We start from the raw sequence: 16788 nt of genomic DNA on the forward strand, positions 1-16788 counted from the left end.
TCAGGAGCTGCCCAGAATAGCTTGAGCCTGCGAGGCCCTCTGTCCCTGAAGGGCCTCGACCTTGGCCCGGATGCGCTCGGCAATGCCGACGCTGTTCAGGCCCAGTTCCGCCAGCGATTCTTCAGGAGTGGCGTGCTCCACCCACACATCCGGCACCCCCAGGCGCAACAGCGGCACTCGGATATCGGCATCCAGGAGAGCTTCCCCCACTGCCGAGCCAAACCCGCCCATGAGGCAGCCTTCTTCCACCGTCACCACCAGGCGGCTCTGTTGGGCCAGGGGCAGGATCAGCTCGGTATCCAGAGGCTTGGCAAAGCGGGCATTGACTACCGTCGTGGAGATGCCGTGTTCCTTGAGGATCTCCGCTGCCTGCAAACTGGGATGCACCATCGACCCATAGGCTAGGATCAGGACCTCGCCGCCGCTGCGCAGCACCTCTGCTTTGCCGATGGGAATGGGCTCCCACCCCTCTTCGGCCAGAGGCACCCCCACGCCAGCTCCGCGCGGGTAACGCATGGCGATGGGGCCCTTTGTGTACTGGATCCCGGTCACCACCATGCGCTGCAGCTCCGCCTCGTCTTTGGGGGCCATCAGCACCATCTCGGGAATGCAGCGCAGATAGGCAATGTCGTACATGCCCTGGTGGGTGGGGCCGTCCGCTCCCACCACCCCTGCCCGATCCAAGCAGAAAAAGACCGGCAGCTTTTGAATGCAGACATCGTGGATGATCTGGTCGTAGGCCCGCTGCAGGAAGGTGGAATAGATGGCCACCACCGGTCGCATCCCCTCGCAGGCCATGCCAGCAGCCAAAGTAACAGCGTGCTGCTCGGCAATCCCCACATCCACGAACTGATCCGGCAGTTTTTCTTTGAGCTTGTCTAGGCCGGTGCCGGTGTCCATAGCCGCCGTGATGCCAATGATGCGGGGATCCCGCTCCGCCAGTTTACAAAGAGTGTGGCCGAAGACCTTGCTATAGCTAGGGGGAGTGGGTTTGGTAGGAGGATAGGGTTTGCCGGTGGCTAGGTCGAAGCGGGATTGGGCGTGATAGCTTACCTGCTCAGCCTCTGCCGGTGGGTAGCCCTTGCCCTTGACCGTAGCCACGTGCACCAGCACCGGCCCAGAGATGCCGTGGGCCAGCTCAAAAGCATCCAACAATTCCGCCAGGTTGTGCCCGTCCACCGGCCCTACGTAGGTAAAGCCCAGCTCCTCAAAGATGATGCCGGCCTTGTTGTTCTGCACGGCAGTAACCAGCTTCACCGTCTCCTTGAGACGGTCGATTTCCGGGCTGAGGCTGGAGCCAACTAGAGGTAGGTTCTTTAGCTGCTCCTCCAGGCTGTCGGCCAAAAACTGCACCGGTGGGCTGAGGCGCAGGCGGTTTAAATAGCGCGGGATGGCCCCCACATTGGGGGAAATCGACATGCCGTTGTCGTTGAGAATCACCATCAAGTTGGTCTTGGGCAGGTGCCCGGCGTGGTTGATGGCTTCATAGGCCATGCCCCCAGTCAGGGCGCCATCCCCGATGATGGCCACCACCTTGAAGTTTTCTCCCCGCCGATCCCGAGCGATGGCCATGCCCAGGGCTGCCGAGATGCTGGTGGAGGCGTGCCCGGCCCCAAAGTGGTCGAAGCGGCTCTCACTCCGCTTGAGGTAGCCGGAAATCCCTCCTTTCTGGCGAATGGTATGGAAGTTGTGGTAGCGGCCAGTAAGCATTTTGTGGGCATAGGCTTGGTGGCCCACATCCCAAATCACCTTGTCGCGATCCAGGTCGAGGGTTTTGTAGAGCGCCAAGGTCAGCTCCACCACGCCCAGCCCCGGCCCCAGGTGACAGCCGACTGGAGAGTTGGCAGCCGTTTGCAAGTGCTTTTCGCGAATCTGGCGGGCTAGGCTGCGCAACTGGCTGAGGCTGAGGTTGCGGAGCTGGTTGGGGTGAGTGATCTCACTCAGGTGCATAGGGGACTTGTCCTTCCGGTGTAATCTCACTGTGACATACTCCCGCACTCATGCTGACGTATAGAGTGCGGGCTTCTCGCTTCGTCGGGGAGCTTCTGCAAGAACCCTCTGCGTTCGGCTTTGCCGTGCCGTTAGGGATGCAGACATGGAATGCCCTACCGCGTAGTTGCACCAGGTTCCGGCAACGCCGTTTTCTACAACTAGATCCATTTTATTGTTGCGAGTCTGCGACGGGGGTATCTGGCACTGACTGCCTCTCGACAGTACAGTGCGGGGCTGATCTACCCCCGAACCCCCTTCAGCTAAATCATTTTCTGGGCGGGTTTTGTTGCCATCCCCTGCGGAACTTCGGAAAACATCGGGATCCCCTGGTCCAAGGGCAGTGAGATCCTGAGAGGGAGCACCAAGGAGCTCATGCAGGGGTTAGCATCGCACAAGGCCCTCGGCTGCTCTGGACTTGAGGCCGACGGCCTGCTGTCGCGATCGGTTTCTGCCTTTTTGTGAACCATGAAAATTGCCGCCAACATCACTCAGCTCATCGGTCGTACCCCTCTTGTGCGGCTAAACCGGATCCCTCAATCCGAAGGGTGTCTGGCTGAGATCGTCGTGAAATTGGAGAGCTTTAACCCTGCCGCCTCGGTGAAAGATCGCATTGCCGTGAGCATGATCGAGGCTGCCGAACGAGCTGGCTTGATCACCCCCGGCAAGACCATCTTGGTGGAGCCCACCTCTGGCAATACCGGCATTGGCCTGGCCATGGCTGCTGCTGCCAAGGGTTACCGGCTGATCATCGTTATGCCTGAGAGCATGAGCCTGGAGCGGCGGCGGCTGCTGAAGGCTTACGGAGCAGAGGTGCACCTGGCCAGCAGCGCCGGCGGCATGGGGGAGGCCATCTGGAAGGCCGAAGAGATCGTGCGCCGCACCCCCAATGCCTATATGCTGGGCCAATTCACCAATCCGGCCAACCCTCAAATCCACGCCCGCACCACTGGCCCGGAGATCTGGGAGGATACCGATGGCCAGGTGGACATCTTGGTGGCGGGGGTGGGTACCGGCGGCACCATCACAGGGGCAGGCGGCTTCCTCAAAAGCCAAAAACCCTCCATTCGACTGGTGGCCGTCGAGCCCAAGGCCAGTGCTGTTTTAAGTGGAGGGCGGCCCGGTTTTCACCGCATCGAGGGCATCGGGGCGGGGTTTGTGCCGGAGGTGTTGCGGCGCGACCTGCTGGACGAGGTAATTGCGGTAGATGACGAGGAGAGCATGGTCTACAGCCGCCGCCTGGCCAAAGAAGAAGGGATCCTCTCCGGCATCTCCACCGGGGCAGCCCTGGCTGCCGCTATCCAGGTGGGGCGGCGACCGGAAAACGCCGGCAAGCTGATCGTGATGATCCAGCCCAGCTTTGGCGAGCGCTACCTGAGCACGCCCCTCTTCCGCAACCTGGAGCGGGAGGAGGCCGACGCCGGGATCCTGCAGGCCAACCCAACCTAGGCCAACAATTCCGACAATCCATCCGACGTTCAAAATTCGCCGGCCAGGGCTGCCACACAGCGCTCGCACAGCTCTGGGTGTTCGGCAAACTCGCCCACCCGGGTGGAATAGTTCCAGCAGCGCACGCATTTTTTCCCCTCCGCTGGCTGAACGGCAACCTGTAGATCCTCCTCTCCAGGGCCGGCCTTGACCAACTCGACTTGGGAAGTGATAAACAGGTAGCGCAGCTCGGCTGCCCGCTCCTCCAGCAGGGCATGTAGGTGGGGATCCGCCACCTTGAGGATGAGTTTGGCCTCGGTGGAAGCGCCGATGACCTTGTCGGTGCGGGCCTGCTCCAGGGCCTTGTTCACCTCCTGCCGCACCGCCCGCAGCTTTTCCCAGGTGGCGGCCAACTGGGGATCCCGCCACTGCTCCGGCAGCCGCATCCAGCCCCCTTCGAACACCGAGCGGGTGGGCTTGGGGTAGGGCAGGTAGCTCCAGATCTCTTCGGCTAGGTGGGAGAGCACGGGGGCAATGGCCTTGGCCAAGTTCTCCAGCACCAGCGACAGCACCGTCTGGCACTGCCGCCGCCGCAGGCTGCGGGCGTGGCTGATGTAGAGGCGATCCTTGCCGATATCCAAGTAGAAATTGGAGAGATCCACGACACAGAAGTTTTGAACCGCTTGGAAAAAGCGGTAGAACTGGTAGTTTTCAAACGATTCGGTGATCTCCGCTCCCACCTCCTGCAGGCGGTGCAGGATGTAGCGATCCAACTCCGTCAACGCTTCAAAAGGAACAGCATCCTGCGCCGGGTTGAAGTCGTAGAGGTTGCTCAGCAAAAAGCGGGCCGTGTTGCGGATCTTGCGGTAGACATCCGCCATCTGCCCCAGAATGGTCTTGCCTATCGGCACATCGCCGGAGTAGTCGACGCTGGAGACCCACAGCCGCAGCACATCGGCCCCGTAGGCGGGATCCGTCTGCGGATTGCTGCCGCCGTTGATGAGCAGCAGGGGATCGATGACGTTGCCCAGGGACTTGCTCATCTTCTGGCCCTTTTCGTCCAGCACAAAGCCGTGGGTGAGCACCGCCTTGTAAGGGGCCTGGCCGTTGACGGCCACGGAAGTCAGCAAGCTGGACTGGAACCAACCCCGGTGCTGGTCGGAACCCTCCAGGTAGAGATCCACGGGGTAGCCCAACCCGCGTGCCCGGGCCACCGCCGCCCAGGAGGAGCCGGAGTCAAACCAGACATCCATGGTGTCTGTGCCCTTGCGGTAGGTGCGGCCATGGCGGCGGTACTGCTCCGGCAGCAGCTCTTCCACCGGGCGCTTCCACCAGGCGTCGGATCCCTCTTGGGCGAAGATGGCCTTGATGTGGTCGATAGTTTCGGCTGTGAGCAGCACCTCGCCGGTCTCCTCGTCGTAAAAGACGGGGATGGGCACGCCCCAGGCCCGCTGGCGGGAGATACACCAGTCGGAGCGCTCCTTGACCATGGCGGTGATGCGGTTTTCCCCTTCCGGCGGGATCCACTTCACGGTTTTGATGGCCTGCAGAGCCAGCTCCCGGAAGCCGGCTACAGAGGCAAACCACTGCTCGGTGGCCCGGAAGATGGTTGGTTCTTTGGTGCGCCAGTCGTAGGGGTATTTGTGGTTGTAGGGTTCTTCCTTGAGCAGGGCGCCGACAGCCCGCAAAGCCTTAATGACAGCTAGGTTGCCACTGGTTTCTGGTTCTTTGGAGAGCACATCTAGCCCGACAAACTGGGATCCGGCCTCGGCGGTGAATCTCCCCTGCTCATCCACAGGGCTGAGGATGGGCAGGCCGTATTTTTGGCCGGTCTTGAAGTCCTCTTCCCCATGCCCCGGCGCCGTGTGGACAATGCCGGTGCCGGACTCGGTGGTAACATAGTCCCCCAGCACACAGAGGCTGCTGCGGTCGAAGAGGGGGTGGCGTCCCTGGCAGTACTCCAGGGCGGATCCCGGCAGGGTGGCCTTGACCTCTAACGGGGTCTCCAGGACTTTCTCCAGCCGCTGCCGCAAATCGGCGGCAATCAGTAGTAGGCCGAAGCGGGGAGACTCCACCACCGCATAGGTAAGCTTGGGATTGAAACAGAGAGCCAAGTTGGCCGGGATCGTCCACGGGGTAGTCGTCCAGATGGCCGCCCGCAGGCCTGGCAAGAAGGGCTCCAAAATCGGCTGCGCCGCCGGGCTGAGGCTCTGCAGAGGAAAAGCTACGTAGATGCTGGGGGAGATGTGGTTGTCGGGATATTCCAGCTCCGCTTCCGCCAGGGCTGTCTGGGAGCTGGGGCTCCAGTGGACGGGCTTGAGGCCGCGGTAGATGTAGCCTTTAAGGGCCATCTGGCCAAACACCTCGATCTGGGCCGCCTCGTACTCCGGCGATAGGGTCAGGTAGGGCCGATCCCAATCTCCCCATACCCCCAGCCGCTGAAAACTGGCCCGCTGCACGTTGACGTAGTGCAAGGCGTACTCTCTGGCCTTTTGCCGCAGTTGTAGGGGGGTGAGGCTCTGCCGCTCCTGGGGGGAGAGGCTTTGCAACACCTTCAGCTCGATGGGCAGACCGTGGCAATCCCAGCCGGGCACATAGCGCACCTTGCGCCCCTGCAGGAGGTGGTACTTGTTGATGATGTCCTTGAGGATCTTGTTGAGGGTGGTGCCCATGTGGATGTCGCCATTGGCATAGGGCGGCCCATCGTGCAGCACAAAGGGATCCCCAGGATTGTTCTCCGACAGACGCTGATAGATTTGCTCTTCCTGCCAAAAGGCTTGGATGGCGGGCTCCCTCTTGGCAGCCTCCGCCCGCATGGGAAACTGGGTTTGCGGCAGGTTGAGGGTACTTTTGTAGTCCACGGCAACTTGAGCAGGCTAAAGGGCGTCCTTCTATCCTACGCCGTTGCCTCGTTCTCAGTCTCCTTGGCCTGAGGGGAAGGGATCCGGCCCGCCACCTTGGTAAAGATTTGTGCTAGCCTCAGGATGTCGTTGAGTAAGGGAGGTTCCAGCGGATGCCAGATAGTAGTTGTTGTAAGGGTCGTCAAGTTGGGTTCAGCCGGCTGTGCGCCGGGGCTGTTCTCTAACGGCCTGAACTCAGATCCTTAGCTTGCTGAGGAGTCTTCGCGTTCTGGCTCGCTTGGAGTTCCTCCCGGCAGTCAGGTTCCAGTTGAAGGCCCGCTAGACCGCTCTCTCCTGGACCGCCTGTTTTGCCTGGGTGGTGGGGGAGAGCGGATAGTTTTTCTGCAAGTTTTCGACGACCGCCGGGGCTTGGAGTCGAGCAGAAATCTTCCGAGGGCTTCCAGACCTCTCAAATCTCAGCTTCGCCCAAAAGATCTCAACAACTACCCAGGTCAAGAGTCCTTAAGGGCTGTCGATCCCTCAGGGTTGAATGACGAGGCGCCGGCTTTCGACAACAAGGCCACTCTGGTTGACTAGCATCACCGAGAGCCAGCGGGCGCCAGCTTCTGGCGGCGCATCTGCCTGCAGGAAGAGCCCGCCCGCCTGCAGAGGTTCAAGGGCAAACGAAGTTAGATCTAAGTAGCCGGCCGCAGCCACGGGCTGCTCCTCGACGGCGCCCAACAGCAAAGATTGGGCAAGGGGCTCGGCCACAATGGCCTGCAGCGAGTAGGGGGATCCCGGCTTGACCACCTCCGGCAACCTGAAGGTGACGGTGGGGGGCGCCGAGCCGGAGGTGAGGGTGCTGGCCTCCCGCAGCACTTCCTGCTCCACCAACAGCAGTTGCTCCGGCTTGGCCGCATTCGGGCGGTAGCGGTTGCGCACCAGGGCAGAGGCCTGCACCTGAAACTCCCCCCGCCCTGAAGATTGGGATCCCTGCACTTGGCTGGCGATCTCGGCCACGATCTCAGGGCCTAGCCGCCGCCAAGAGAGAATTTCCGCTGCGTAGGTCAGCTGGGGATGGGCCTCCCACAGCTTGCGAATGGCCCTTTCCACCCCCTGCCGATCCAGGCCGTCGCGGTGGCGGAAGTCGGGGCTATAGCCGGCCATCACCTCCTCCAGATCCCGCCGGTTGGCGGCCTCTATTTGCTCTTGCAGCCACTTCACCAAGGGAGCCGGTGCCGGGGCGGAGACCTGTTTTTGGATCCCGCTTTCCAGAGGCAAGGGGGCAGCCTGGGCCGCTGCCTTGCTGGGCAAAGGGATCCCCCAGCTCAAAGTCAGAGCAAGGAACCCAAGCAGTTGGGAAAGGGTGGATTGGAAGCTCAAACTGGGGGCCTCCGGCGGCAAATCTGCCTTTCTTTAGTTTAGCTTGCTGAGGATCGAGGTTTTGAGGTTTGGCGTTGCCTCACTGGAGTGGGCCTGGGTTTATCCTGGGAGCTGGGTTCTCGGCGAGGTGTGCATGGCGTCCCACCACTCCCCTGCTTTCTTAGCTTTGGTCAACGAGGCCAAAAGCCGCATCCAAGAGCTGACAGTCGAGCAAGTCAGGCAGAAACAACTGCAAGGGGATCCCTTTTATTTGGTCGACGTGCGGGAAGAGTCGGAGTGGCAGGCCGGCCACATCGTCGGCGCCATTCACCTCAGCAAAGGCATTATCGAGCGGGACATCGAGAAGGTGATCCCAGACAAAGAAGCCGAGATTGTCCTCTATTGTGGCGGCGGCTTTCGTTCGGCGCTGGCAGCCGATAACCTGCAAAAGATGGGCTACCGCCGCGTGATCTCCATGGACGGCGGGATCCGCGCTTGGCGAGAGGCCGGCTTTCCCGAATCTCAGCCCTCACCCCCAGCCCCTCTCCCAGAAGCGCCCTCACCCCCAGCCCCTCTCCCAGAGGGAGAGGGGAGTTAGAGCGGTGCGTTCGCAACCGCGTCGCCTAGCAATAACGCAGAAGCCCTTGGCTACTGCTTCGCAGTTGACCAGCGGCCTAGGTAGCCGGTTCCTCTCTTCCCATCTGCTTTCCCAAGGTAAAGAGAACTATATTGGTCTCTAAGGTCATCAGCCCAGATCTCCCTCTCATCCCCACCATGCTCCAAACCCTGCCCCGCCTGGATATTGCCACTCGTTTGCAGCAGTTGCGCCAGCTTTTGCAGGAACAAAATCTCGATGGCTTTTGGGTGCCTTCGGCTGATGAGCACCTCAATGAGTATTTGCTGGAATATCGCAAGCGGCGGCAGTGGATCACGGGCTTTACCGGCTCGGTGGGCGATGCCCTAATCAGCCAAGACCGCGCCTGGCTGTGGGTGGATCCCCGCTACCACGAGCAGGCGGAGCGGGAGGTGGATCCCAACCTGTTTACGGTGATCAAAGGCGGCCTGCCGGATCAGCCCAGCCTGATGGAGATCGTGGAAGAGCTGGGATCCGGCTTTCGCCTGGGGGTGGATCCTTTTACGGTGTCGGTGGCCACCTACCGCCAGTTGCAAGCCCACGCCCAAGCCGGAGGAGTGCTGTTGGTGCCGGTTAGCGAAAACCCACTGGACAAGCTGGCCAAGGAATCTAGCCAAGCCCTCTTGGAGCAACCCATCTACCCTGTCCCTGCCCAGCTCTGCGGAGCCCCCCCCAGCGACAAGCTGGCCCAGGTGCGCCAGGAGATGCGCCGCAAGCGGGTGGGACTGTTGTCCCTAACCAAACTGGATCAGGTAGCTTGGCTGTTTAACCTGCGCGGCTCCGACATTCCCTACAACCCGGTCTTCCGCGCCTATGCGCTAGTTGCCCTGGAGAGGGTTGCCCTGTTTACTGATCTGGAGCGCCTCACTCCCTCCGCAAAGCAAGTGCTGGCTGAGGCAGGGGTAGAGCTCTGGCCCTACGAGGCCTACCGGGAACAACTGCCCCAGTGGGCCGAGCGCTACGGGCCAGTGGGAGTAGATCCCAAGCAGACTACCCAGGGCACGCAAGAGCTGCTGCGGGGGGCAACCTGTCGCGAGTTGGATCACCCCGTGGATCTCCTCAAGGCGGTCAAAAACCCCACCGAGCTGGAGCAGATGCGCCTGGCCAACCGCAAAGCCAGCCGGGCCAAGATCCGCACCCTGGCCTGGATTGACCGGCAAATCCAAGCAGGGATCCCCATCAGCGAAGCCGATGTGGCCGCTGTTATGGAGGCCCACTACCGCGAGGAAGGGGATTGGGTGGGCCTGAGCTTCAACACCATTGCTGGGGCCGGCGCCAACAGCTCCATCGTCCACTACGGCACCCCCGATCCCCAGAAGTTCTTGCAGACAGGCGAGTTGTTTCTGTTGGATTCCGGATCCCACTACCTGGGGGGCACGACCGACGCTACCCGCACCCTCTGGATTGGCCCGCAACCGGCGGATCCCCTGTGCCGGCGGCGCTACACCGAGGTGCTCAAAGCCCACATTCACTGCGCCCGTCAGATCTTCCCCCCCGATACCTACGGCGTCTCCTTGGATGGCATTGCCCGTTCCAGCCTTTGGCAAGCGGGGCTGGACTACGGCCACGGTACCGGCCACGGTGTCGGCGCCTTTTTGAACGTCCACGAGGGGCCCAACGGGATCCACCGCCGCGCCAGCACCCCCCTCAAGGTAGGCATGATCACCAGTATCGAGCCGGGCTACTACCAGCCGGGCTGGGGTGGAATTCGCCTAGAGAACCTCTACGAAGTGATTGCAATTCCGGAGCCAGAGGGCTGGATGGGCTTTCGCTCCCTGACTTGGATCCCTTTCGATAGGCGGCTGATCGATTGGGATCTCTTGGACGAGGCACAGCGGGCTTGGCTTGAGGAGTATCACCGCCAGGTCTACGCCATTCACCACGCCACCTTGTCAGAACAAGATGCCGCCTGGTTAAAACGCGCCTGCGGCCTCGCCGAGTGAGACTGCCCCTGGCCAGCCCCTTCCCAGCTCGCTCAGGGCCCCAGAACCCCGACCGCCAGCGGCACCTCTAGCGACAAGGGATCCCGCCATGAACCCGACAACCCAACATCGGCTCATCCTCAAAATTGTGGCCGGCTCCGCCTGGGCCGATGGGCACCTAGAGCCGCAGGAGTTGGCCTATCTGAGATCCCTGCTGCGCCGCTATGGTTTGGAGCACGATGCCGAGCTGCGAGAGCTGATCCAAGAGCCCATTCCGATGGCGCAAACGGAGCGCTGGATGGCCGATTATCTCGCCCAGGCCACCGAAACCGAGCGCCTACAACTTCTGGGGGCAATCGGCAACCTGATGATGGCCGACAACGCCGTTTCTCCGGAAGAGCACGACCTTTTGGATGACTACTACACCCTAATGGCAGGGATCCCGCCTCGCCCAGAATCGGCACCCCATCTGGTGAAGGGCGTGGGGCAGTTTTTCCGGCGCCTGGTCAAGGCTGTAAGGGGGGACATTGCTTAATCAATTCTTAGCTGAAAAATAGGGTTCTCATAACCTGTACGAGGTGCAATCTACTTCTGGAATAGACATAAGTTTGGAAAAGTTAAAAACTTGCTCTGAATTCTATAATTCTATAAAACGGCTAGATTTCATGGATAAATAGAAGGGGCTGTGCTAGACTGAAGCCATCGCTGGGGACAGGGCTATGGCTGAGCGTTATAGACAGGTAGAGCGGGTTGGGTTTGGCTCGCGGCTGGCCAGTTCTTTTGTATCAGTGTTTGTTGGATTGATTTATTTTTGGGATCGTTCTGGCTTTTGTTTTGGAATGAGGGGCGGGTCAACCTTGCCCAAGTGGCAACTGGGGCCATTGAAATCAGTCCATTGGGCTCGCCCTCTGCGCCTCTTGGAAGCTTAGTATCGCTCACAGGCCCAATTACCAGCAATGAGCTTTTGGGCGATAATCTCTTCCTGCGGCCAGGGCCGTATATTGCCGTCAGGCGCAAGGCGGAAATGTATGCTTGGGAAGAGGAAAAAGAAACTCGCACTCAAGAGGAGTTTGGCGGATCGGAAGTCAGAGAGACAATCTATACTTACACCAAAGTCTGGACGGAAAACCCCGAAGATTCAAGCCGGTTTTATCGCAGCAGTGAGCACGTCAACCCACCGATGGCTTTTTCCAGCCAACTCTTTCGAGTCAGCCAGGCTCAAATTGGGAATTACCGAATTGGAATGCAAGATTTGCAGATCGAAACTCCCTACGCTGTTCCTCTGGAGCCCCAAACGTTGATCCCGGGGATCCCAGCTAGGGTGGAAGGCTCTTATGTTTTCAAGGGGCGGGGAACCCTGGCCAATCCACAAATTGGCGATATGCGAACTTCGTACACTGCCTTGTACAGCGGAACTCAAGTAACTGTCTTTGGTCGTTTGGCCACCCCTAACAGCCTAGAGAGCTACCTGGGGCCGCGCAGCATTCGATTTTATCGGCTATTTGCCAGCGATCGATTTGCAGCCATTGAGCGTCTTGCTGCCGAACACAATGCCCTGACTTGGATCCTGCGCTTTGTGGGATTCTTGATGATGTGGATCGGGGCCGACTCTTTCTTCGTCCCCCTTCATACGATGCTCAGCATCTTTCCTTTTCTAAGCGGCCTGGGGCGATCTATGACGAGAGTGGTCACCTTTTTCATAGCCTTGGTTTTAATAGGGACGACTATTTTAGTCTCATCGATAGTGCATAATCCGGTGGCGCTGCTCCTCTGTTTGGGTGTGGCGGGAGTTTTCATCCTCAACGTGCTGGGGCGACGTCCCAGACGGCAAGTGGCAGGTTTTTAAGAGTTCCTCTGCCGGCACAGCAAAGAGCTTGCAGCGCTGCTGCATCCATTCAAATATGGCTGCTCCGAAGAGCAGCGAAATAGCTTGTCTCGATTCCTCTTACTTTCCCCTCACCCCCAACTTCTCTCCCGAAGGACAAAAGGAGCTGGGGATCAAGGCAAACGGTTTCAACGCAATTTGGAGCGACCAACCTACTAATCCCCGAAGGTTAAGAGCCGCTTTGTGGCTGCCCTAGCAGATTCTTTTTCCTATATTGATCGTTGGCCCATGAGTTTGTACAGTTGCTCTCCGAGGATCTGGATGCCGCTGAGGATGCGCTCTTCCGGTTGGTAGCTGAAGGCGAGGCGCAGGGCGTGATCCCCTTGGCCATCAGCAAAGCAGTGGGTACCCGGCAAGAAAGTTACCCCCAGCGCTCGGGTGGCCTACAGCAAGGTGTTGGCACTCAGGGGAGGGGGCAGCTCGCACCAGATAAAGAATCCACCCCCAGGGGCCTCCACCTTGACTTCAGGGGGAAAACATTGAGCGATGGCCTCCAACATCAGGTGGCACTTTTCTCGGTAACGGCGGATCAAAAGCTGAATGTGGCTCTCTAGGCGGCCTTCCCCGCAGTATCGGGCCACCACCCGGCCCAAAAAAGGCCCCAGGGATCCCTCGCTGCGAAACATCTCCAAGCGGCGGATGATCTCGGGATGGCCACAGGCCCAGCCCACCCGCACCCCCGGCGCCACAATCTTGGAAAAGGTGCCCACGTGCAGAACCCAGCCCTCTTTATCCAGCGCGGCCAAACTGGGCAAGGGATCCCCGACAAAGCGCAGGTCGTAGTAGGCCTCGTCCTCCACCACCACCACGCCGTATTCAGCCGCCAACTGCAGCAGCTTCTGCCGCCGCGGCCAAGAGAGGGTGCAGCCCCTAGGGTTGTGAAAGGTGGGAATGGTGTAGATAAAGCGGGGTGGGATCCCTTGGCGGGCTAGCTCGCGCAACACCTCTTCCAGGCGATCCACCACCATGCCCTCCCCATCCACCGGGATCGAGATCAGACGCGCCCCTGCCGCCGCAAAACGGCTGACCGCCCCCATGAAGGTGGGCCCCTCCACGATCACCACATCCCCCGGCTCCACAAAGACCTGGGGCAAGAGGCCAAGGATCTGCCCAGAGCCATAGCCGATCAAGAGGTTTTCCGGCTGCGCCTCCACCCCTCTGGCCCGCATCAACTGCTGCACCACCTCGATCAACCCGGCAAAGGTGCCGCCGTAATTGAGGGCAGCATCCCCATCTTCCGCCAACACCTCCGCTGTCGCCCGCGCCAGGTCGGCCTTGGGAAACAACCGCGGATCCGCCAGGCCAAAGGTAAAACTGGTTACTACCGGCACCGCCCCAGCGATCTCCGCGCCAACAGGAGGCGGGATCACCGCCTGGGCCCGCCGGGCGAACAGGGTCTCTAAGAGGGGCCGCATCCGAATCTTCAAGGCAGGAGAAGAACTCAGGCCAACGCTTGCCACGATAACAAGAACGAGCTGGCTAAGAGCAGGGATCCCAAAAACTGTCGCCAGCCCCGGCAGGGGATCTCCGCCAAGACGCCACCGGCACTCAGGCACAAAAAGGGCAGGGCCACCAGGCCCCAACGGGCGCTTTGCTGCAACAGGTTCATCTGGGGATCCCAAAGCCAAGCTGCTAGCACCCCCATCCACAGGACATGGCCCAAACCAGCCAAGCTGAGCAGGGTTTGTTGGCGTTCCGCCCAGGGCCAACCCAGCCGCACCAAGGCCAGCCCCAAGGGCAACATCAAGGTGGCCAGAACAGCCAGGCCGCTTTGGCTGGTGAGCGAATAGGACACCGTCGCCGTAGGAAAGCGCTCTGTCCCGGTGAAGGGATCGGCGGGCAGCTCGACCCGCAGCAACCAGGAGAGGCCAATCACCAGCAGCAGCCAGAGTAGCCCTTGCAACCGCTGCCGCGGCCAGTGTTGGCTAGTCCATAGCGCCCCCCAGAGCAGGGCCAAGAGCCAAACTTTGTAGCTCAAGGCACAGGCCAGCGCCAAACCCCCCCAGCGCAGGCGGGATCCCGGTCCAACACCGCTGCTGACCAACAAGACCAGGCTGGCCAAGATCTCGTTGCCCGGCTCCAAACCCTGGGTCAGCACCCAGGGGCTGAGTCCCCACAGGCCAGCGCTCCAGAAATTGCCCCAGCTCCAGCACAACAGCAGGATTACCAGGCAGGCCAGGGCCGAGACAGCTCGCAGGATCCCTTCGGGGGGGATCCCGGTTCCCTCAGCCAGCCAGGGCAGTAGCCCGTTTGCAATTGAATGGTAGAGAGGCAGTTCCGCTTGGACAGGGGGCAGGGATCCCTCAGGGCCACTGATGGGCACAGCGCGCCACCACAGCATCTGAGCCGGTTGCCCCACAAAGCGGAGCCGCTGACCCAGCAGCAACCCCATCCCTCCCCACAGCAGCCAGTGGCTCACCCAACTGAGCCCGTCTGGGCGGTGGTGCCGACGTTTGTCCGCCCTGGACAGGCTCAGTTGAGGAAAAGAGGGACGAGACAGCCGTTTGCCCTGAGGAGGCATGGCGGGGGGAAACTTCATAGGGTAGGCCTAGTCAACTCTAGATCGCCCGTCAAGGGACACCCAGCCTCCTGCCAGCGACGAATGGCTTGGGCGGTCAGTCCTTCGGTGACGTCGCGGACAGGAACACCGGCGCCGGTAACCTGCAGGCGCACCAGTTGCCAGGGATCCCCAGGTGTAGCCCGCAGCACATAAGCTTCATAAGCCAGTTGCAGGGTTTCGCTGCGCCGACCGGCTAGGGGGTTATCCTCCCGCTCGGGCTGCTGGGGCAGAACCAAGCGGCGCTCCAGCGTGGTGAAATACAAGCGAAAGCCTTGGGAAGCCGAGGCGGCTGGGCTATCCGGCAGAAGCTGGGCCAGCTCCTCGGCAGAGAGGAGTTCGGCCTCTGGCCGGCCCACCAACACCACCTGAAAGTCTGAGCGGGCGCGGCTCAAGGCCAAATTGAGAAACAAGGGCAACTGCTCTGTCAGGGCTTCAGCCCAGGTTTGCGGATCGGCAGCACAAACTTCTCCTCTGGCTGCTGTGGCAGTAAGGCAGCACAACCCCAAAGCCGCCGACAAACCTATCCGCCACCCCCCTCGGGCGGGGTGGGGGAAAAGATACCCGCCCGCTTGTCTTCTTCGCCGGCTACACCAGCCTAGGAACGGCATTGCCCCAATCCTCAGCCGATCGCTTCCTCTACAGCTTGAAAGCGTTGCCAGGCCGAAACGGGATCCGCAGCCGCCGTGATGGGGCGGCCCACCACCAAATAATCGGCCCCCGCCCGCAGCGCTGCCGCGGGGGTGCAGACCCGCCGCTGGTCGTCCTCCGCTTCTGGATCCCCAAGGCGGATCCCTGGGGTTACCAGCAGCACCTCCGGCCCCAAAGCCTGCCGTAGCCGTCCCACTTCCTGGGGGGAGCAGACCAGCCCGCTCACGCCTTGATCCAGAGCTAGCCGCGCCAACTGCAACACATAGTCGCCGGGATCTCGTTCAACGCCCAACTCCTGCCGCACCTGGTCGGGGCCAAGGCTGGTGAGAAGAGTAACTGCCAACAGCCGGCAAGAACTGCCCTGGGTGGCGGCCACTGCTGCCCGCAACATGGCACTGCCGCCAGCGGCATGAACGGTGAGCAGATCCACCCCATAACCAACGGCCACCTGAGCGGCCCGCCCCACTGTGTGGGGAATGTCGTGCAGCTTTAAATCGAGAAAAATGCGCTTGCCCCGTTCCTTAAGGGCCTGCAAAATCTGAGGGCCAACAGCCGTAAACAGCTCCAGGCCCACCTTCCACCACAGCACCTGGGGCAGGCGATCCACCCACTTCAGGGCCTGCTCCCAAGAAGCGGTATCTAGAGCAACAATGAGGCGGCTACCCTGCATGGCGAAAGCCCTCAGGCCGGCTAACGCGAAGGGCTCCGCTCTCGCGGCTCATAGTGGGAGCAGCCTTCACAGGGGCCATAGGGGTTGACGGCACAGCGCAACTCCGGGGAAAGCGCATTGTAGCGACAGGTGGGATCCCCAATCCAGCCAGGCGGCGAAGCGACATAAGTATAAACAACTACACCCCCGAACCCCAGTGGGCTGACGAAGAAACGGCTGGTGCTGAAGGACTCCCCCCCAGCAGGGTTGAACGTTTCCTCATCGAGCTCTGAACCGGGCTGCGGCTCCTCCTCCAGGCTCCAGAAGGCTTCCCACTGCCGAAGGGTTTCTTGGAGAGGCGCGGCCAGGTGTTCCGCCAACTCCGTCAGGGCGGCTTCCAAAGCGGTGAGGCTTTCTTCCGCCGCCTGGGTGAAGGCTGCCACCCATTCCTCCAAGAGCTTCTCAAAATCCATGCAGCAGCAACCTGAGAGCTTTCTTTTCACCTTACCGCTTGCCTGGGCAAGCCGGCTAACTTCCCCCTTGACAAACGGCATCTACTAACTCTTGGTTGACCAAGGGAAACAGCTCCGCCAATTCTTCGGCAGATAGGTTGCCGGTACAAACATTGGCGCGGATATGCCACTCTGCCCACATCAGCGCCGAGGGAACGGTGGGATCCTGGCCTTGCTCGGAGCCGGAACCCTTTGCGGGCCCTGGAGCCAGGCGGCGTCCGGGCCCGATGTTCAGTTGCAGTACGTTGTCGCGGTTGATGCCCGTCAGAGAGGTCTGGGCAGGGGCTTCTCCGACAAAGGCAAAAGGGAAAGACAAAGCCACCCAAACCAACCCCCGAAGGGCAAGCCGGCAAAGCATG

General features: G+C 60.9%; 15 protein-coding genes. 5 read left to right on the forward strand and 10 right to left on the reverse strand.

The annotated features are described in order from the left end of the window. Entirely contained in the window at positions 1-1950 is a 1950-nt protein-coding gene (gene dxs / locus CYA_RS08025; protein ID WP_011430533.1) for a 1-deoxy-D-xylulose-5-phosphate synthase, read from the reverse strand. Positions 1951-2457: 507 nt separating this feature from the next. Between dxs and cysK the strand changes: the two genes are divergently transcribed. Continuing rightward, complete coding sequence (cysK, locus tag CYA_RS08035; RefSeq protein ID WP_011430534.1) at positions 2458-3438, forward strand: cysteine synthase A; 981 nt, start codon at positions 2458-2460, stop codon at positions 3436-3438. Between the two features lie 29 nt (positions 3439-3467). Here cysK and ileS read toward each other — a convergent pair whose 3' ends face one another. Next, the gene (gene ileS, locus CYA_RS08040; RefSeq protein WP_049749824.1) at positions 3468-6233 is read right to left on the reverse strand and encodes an isoleucine--tRNA ligase; all 2766 of its coding nucleotides are present in this window, start codon (positions 6231-6233) and stop codon (positions 3468-3470) included. A 564-nt stretch (positions 6234-6797) separates the two neighbouring features. Further along, positions 6798-7640 (reverse strand): nuclear transport factor 2 family protein, encoded by an 843-nt coding sequence (locus CYA_RS08045; RefSeq protein WP_099834998.1) that lies wholly within the window; start codon positions 7638-7640, stop codon positions 6798-6800. Positions 7641-7773: 133 nt separating this feature from the next. On the opposite strand from CYA_RS08045, the gene CYA_RS08050 reads away from it, so the two are divergent. The 4 genes from CYA_RS08050 (at position 7774) to CYA_RS08065 (ending at position 12021) form a co-directional block, all read left to right on the forward strand. Beyond that, positions 7774-8217 carry a rhodanese-like domain-containing protein gene (locus CYA_RS08050; RefSeq protein WP_011430537.1) on the forward strand — a complete coding sequence of 148 codons (444 nt, stop codon included), beginning with the start codon at positions 7774-7776 and terminating at the stop codon, positions 8215-8217. A gap of 176 nt (positions 8218-8393) precedes the next feature. Next, a complete protein-coding gene (locus CYA_RS08055; RefSeq protein WP_011430538.1) occupies positions 8394-10196 on the forward strand; it encodes an aminopeptidase P family protein in 1803 nt (600 codons plus the stop codon). Between the two features lie 88 nt (positions 10197-10284). Beyond that, entirely contained in the window at positions 10285-10710 is a 426-nt protein-coding gene (locus tag CYA_RS08060) for a TerB family tellurite resistance protein (RefSeq protein WP_011430539.1), read from the forward strand. 276 nt (positions 10711-10986) lie between these two features. After that, the gene (locus tag CYA_RS08065) at positions 10987-12021 is read left to right on the forward strand and encodes a TMEM43 family protein (protein ID WP_143597352.1); all 1035 of its coding nucleotides are present in this window, start codon (positions 10987-10989) and stop codon (positions 12019-12021) included. 248 nt (positions 12022-12269) lie between these two features. Here the strand turns inward: CYA_RS08065 and CYA_RS15350 are convergent, their stop codons facing one another. The 7 genes from CYA_RS15350 to CYA_RS08095 form a co-directional block, all read right to left on the reverse strand. Beyond that, positions 12270-12416, reverse strand: coding sequence for a hypothetical protein (locus CYA_RS15350; protein WP_206336951.1), 147 nt, complete (start codon positions 12414-12416; stop codon positions 12270-12272). A gap of 27 nt (positions 12417-12443) precedes the next feature. Next, complete coding sequence (locus CYA_RS08070) at positions 12444-13475, reverse strand: PLP-dependent aminotransferase family protein (RefSeq protein WP_206336846.1); 1032 nt, start codon at positions 13473-13475, stop codon at positions 12444-12446. 26 nt (positions 13476-13501) lie between these two features. Next, the gene (locus CYA_RS14745) at positions 13502-14599 is read right to left on the reverse strand and encodes a hypothetical protein (protein ID WP_228375226.1); all 1098 of its coding nucleotides are present in this window, start codon (positions 14597-14599) and stop codon (positions 13502-13504) included. After that, positions 14596-15138 carry a hypothetical protein gene (locus CYA_RS08080; RefSeq protein WP_187147154.1) on the reverse strand — a complete coding sequence of 181 codons (543 nt, stop codon included), beginning with the start codon at positions 15136-15138 and terminating at the stop codon, positions 14596-14598. Before CYA_RS08080 ends, CYA_RS14745 begins: the two co-directional genes overlap by 4 nt. A gap of 101 nt (positions 15139-15239) precedes the next feature. Beyond that, positions 15240-15938, reverse strand: a complete 699-nt coding sequence (gene pyrF / locus CYA_RS08085; protein ID WP_011430543.1) for an orotidine-5'-phosphate decarboxylase — start codon at positions 15936-15938, stop codon at positions 15240-15242. 20 nt (positions 15939-15958) lie between these two features. Next, complete coding sequence (locus tag CYA_RS08090; protein WP_041438398.1) at positions 15959-16390, reverse strand: DUF6464 family protein; 432 nt, start codon at positions 16388-16390, stop codon at positions 15959-15961. Between the two features lie 55 nt (positions 16391-16445). After that, positions 16446-16787: a hypothetical protein gene (locus tag CYA_RS08095; RefSeq protein ID WP_011430545.1), complete on the reverse strand. Its 342-nt coding sequence runs from the start codon at positions 16785-16787 to the stop codon at positions 16446-16448. Position 16788: the final 1 nt, after the last annotated feature.

The organism is Synechococcus sp. JA-3-3Ab (assembly GCF_000013205.1).
GTDB lineage: Bacteria > Cyanobacteriota > Cyanobacteriia > Thermostichales > Thermostichaceae > Thermostichus.

Bases quoted from the DNA above. Each gene is read 5' to 3' on its own strand.
- dxs (WP_011430533.1), bottom strand. From the start codon at position 1,950: ATGCACCTGAGTGAGATCACTCACCCCAACCAGCTCCGCAACCTCAGC.
- cysK (WP_011430534.1), top strand. From the start codon at position 2,458: ATGAAAATTGCCGCCAACATCACTCAGCTCATCGGTCGTACCCCTCTT.
- ileS (WP_049749824.1), bottom strand. From the start codon at position 6,233: ATGCGGGCGGAGGCTGCCAAGAGGGAGCCCGCCATCCAAGCCTTTTGG.
- CYA_RS08050 (WP_011430537.1), top strand. From the start codon at position 7,774: ATGGCGTCCCACCACTCCCCTGCTTTCTTAGCTTTGGTCAACGAGGCC.
- CYA_RS08055 (WP_011430538.1), top strand. From the start codon at position 8,394: ATGCTCCAAACCCTGCCCCGCCTGGATATTGCCACTCGTTTGCAGCAG.
- CYA_RS08060 (WP_011430539.1), top strand. From the start codon at position 10,285: ATGAACCCGACAACCCAACATCGGCTCATCCTCAAAATTGTGGCCGGC.
- CYA_RS08070 (WP_206336846.1), bottom strand. From the start codon at position 13,475: ATGCGGCCCCTCTTAGAGACCCTGTTCGCCCGGCGGGCCCAGGCGGTG.
- CYA_RS14745 (WP_228375226.1), bottom strand. From the start codon at position 14,599: ATGAAGTTTCCCCCCGCCATGCCTCCTCAGGGCAAACGGCTGTCTCGT.
- pyrF (WP_011430543.1), bottom strand. From the start codon at position 15,938: ATGCAGGGTAGCCGCCTCATTGTTGCTCTAGATACCGCTTCTTGGGAG.
- CYA_RS08090 (WP_041438398.1), bottom strand. From the start codon at position 16,390: ATGGATTTTGAGAAGCTCTTGGAGGAATGGGTGGCAGCCTTCACCCAG.
- CYA_RS08095 (WP_011430545.1), bottom strand. From the start codon at position 16,787: ATGCTTTGCCGGCTTGCCCTTCGGGGGTTGGTTTGGGTGGCTTTGTCT.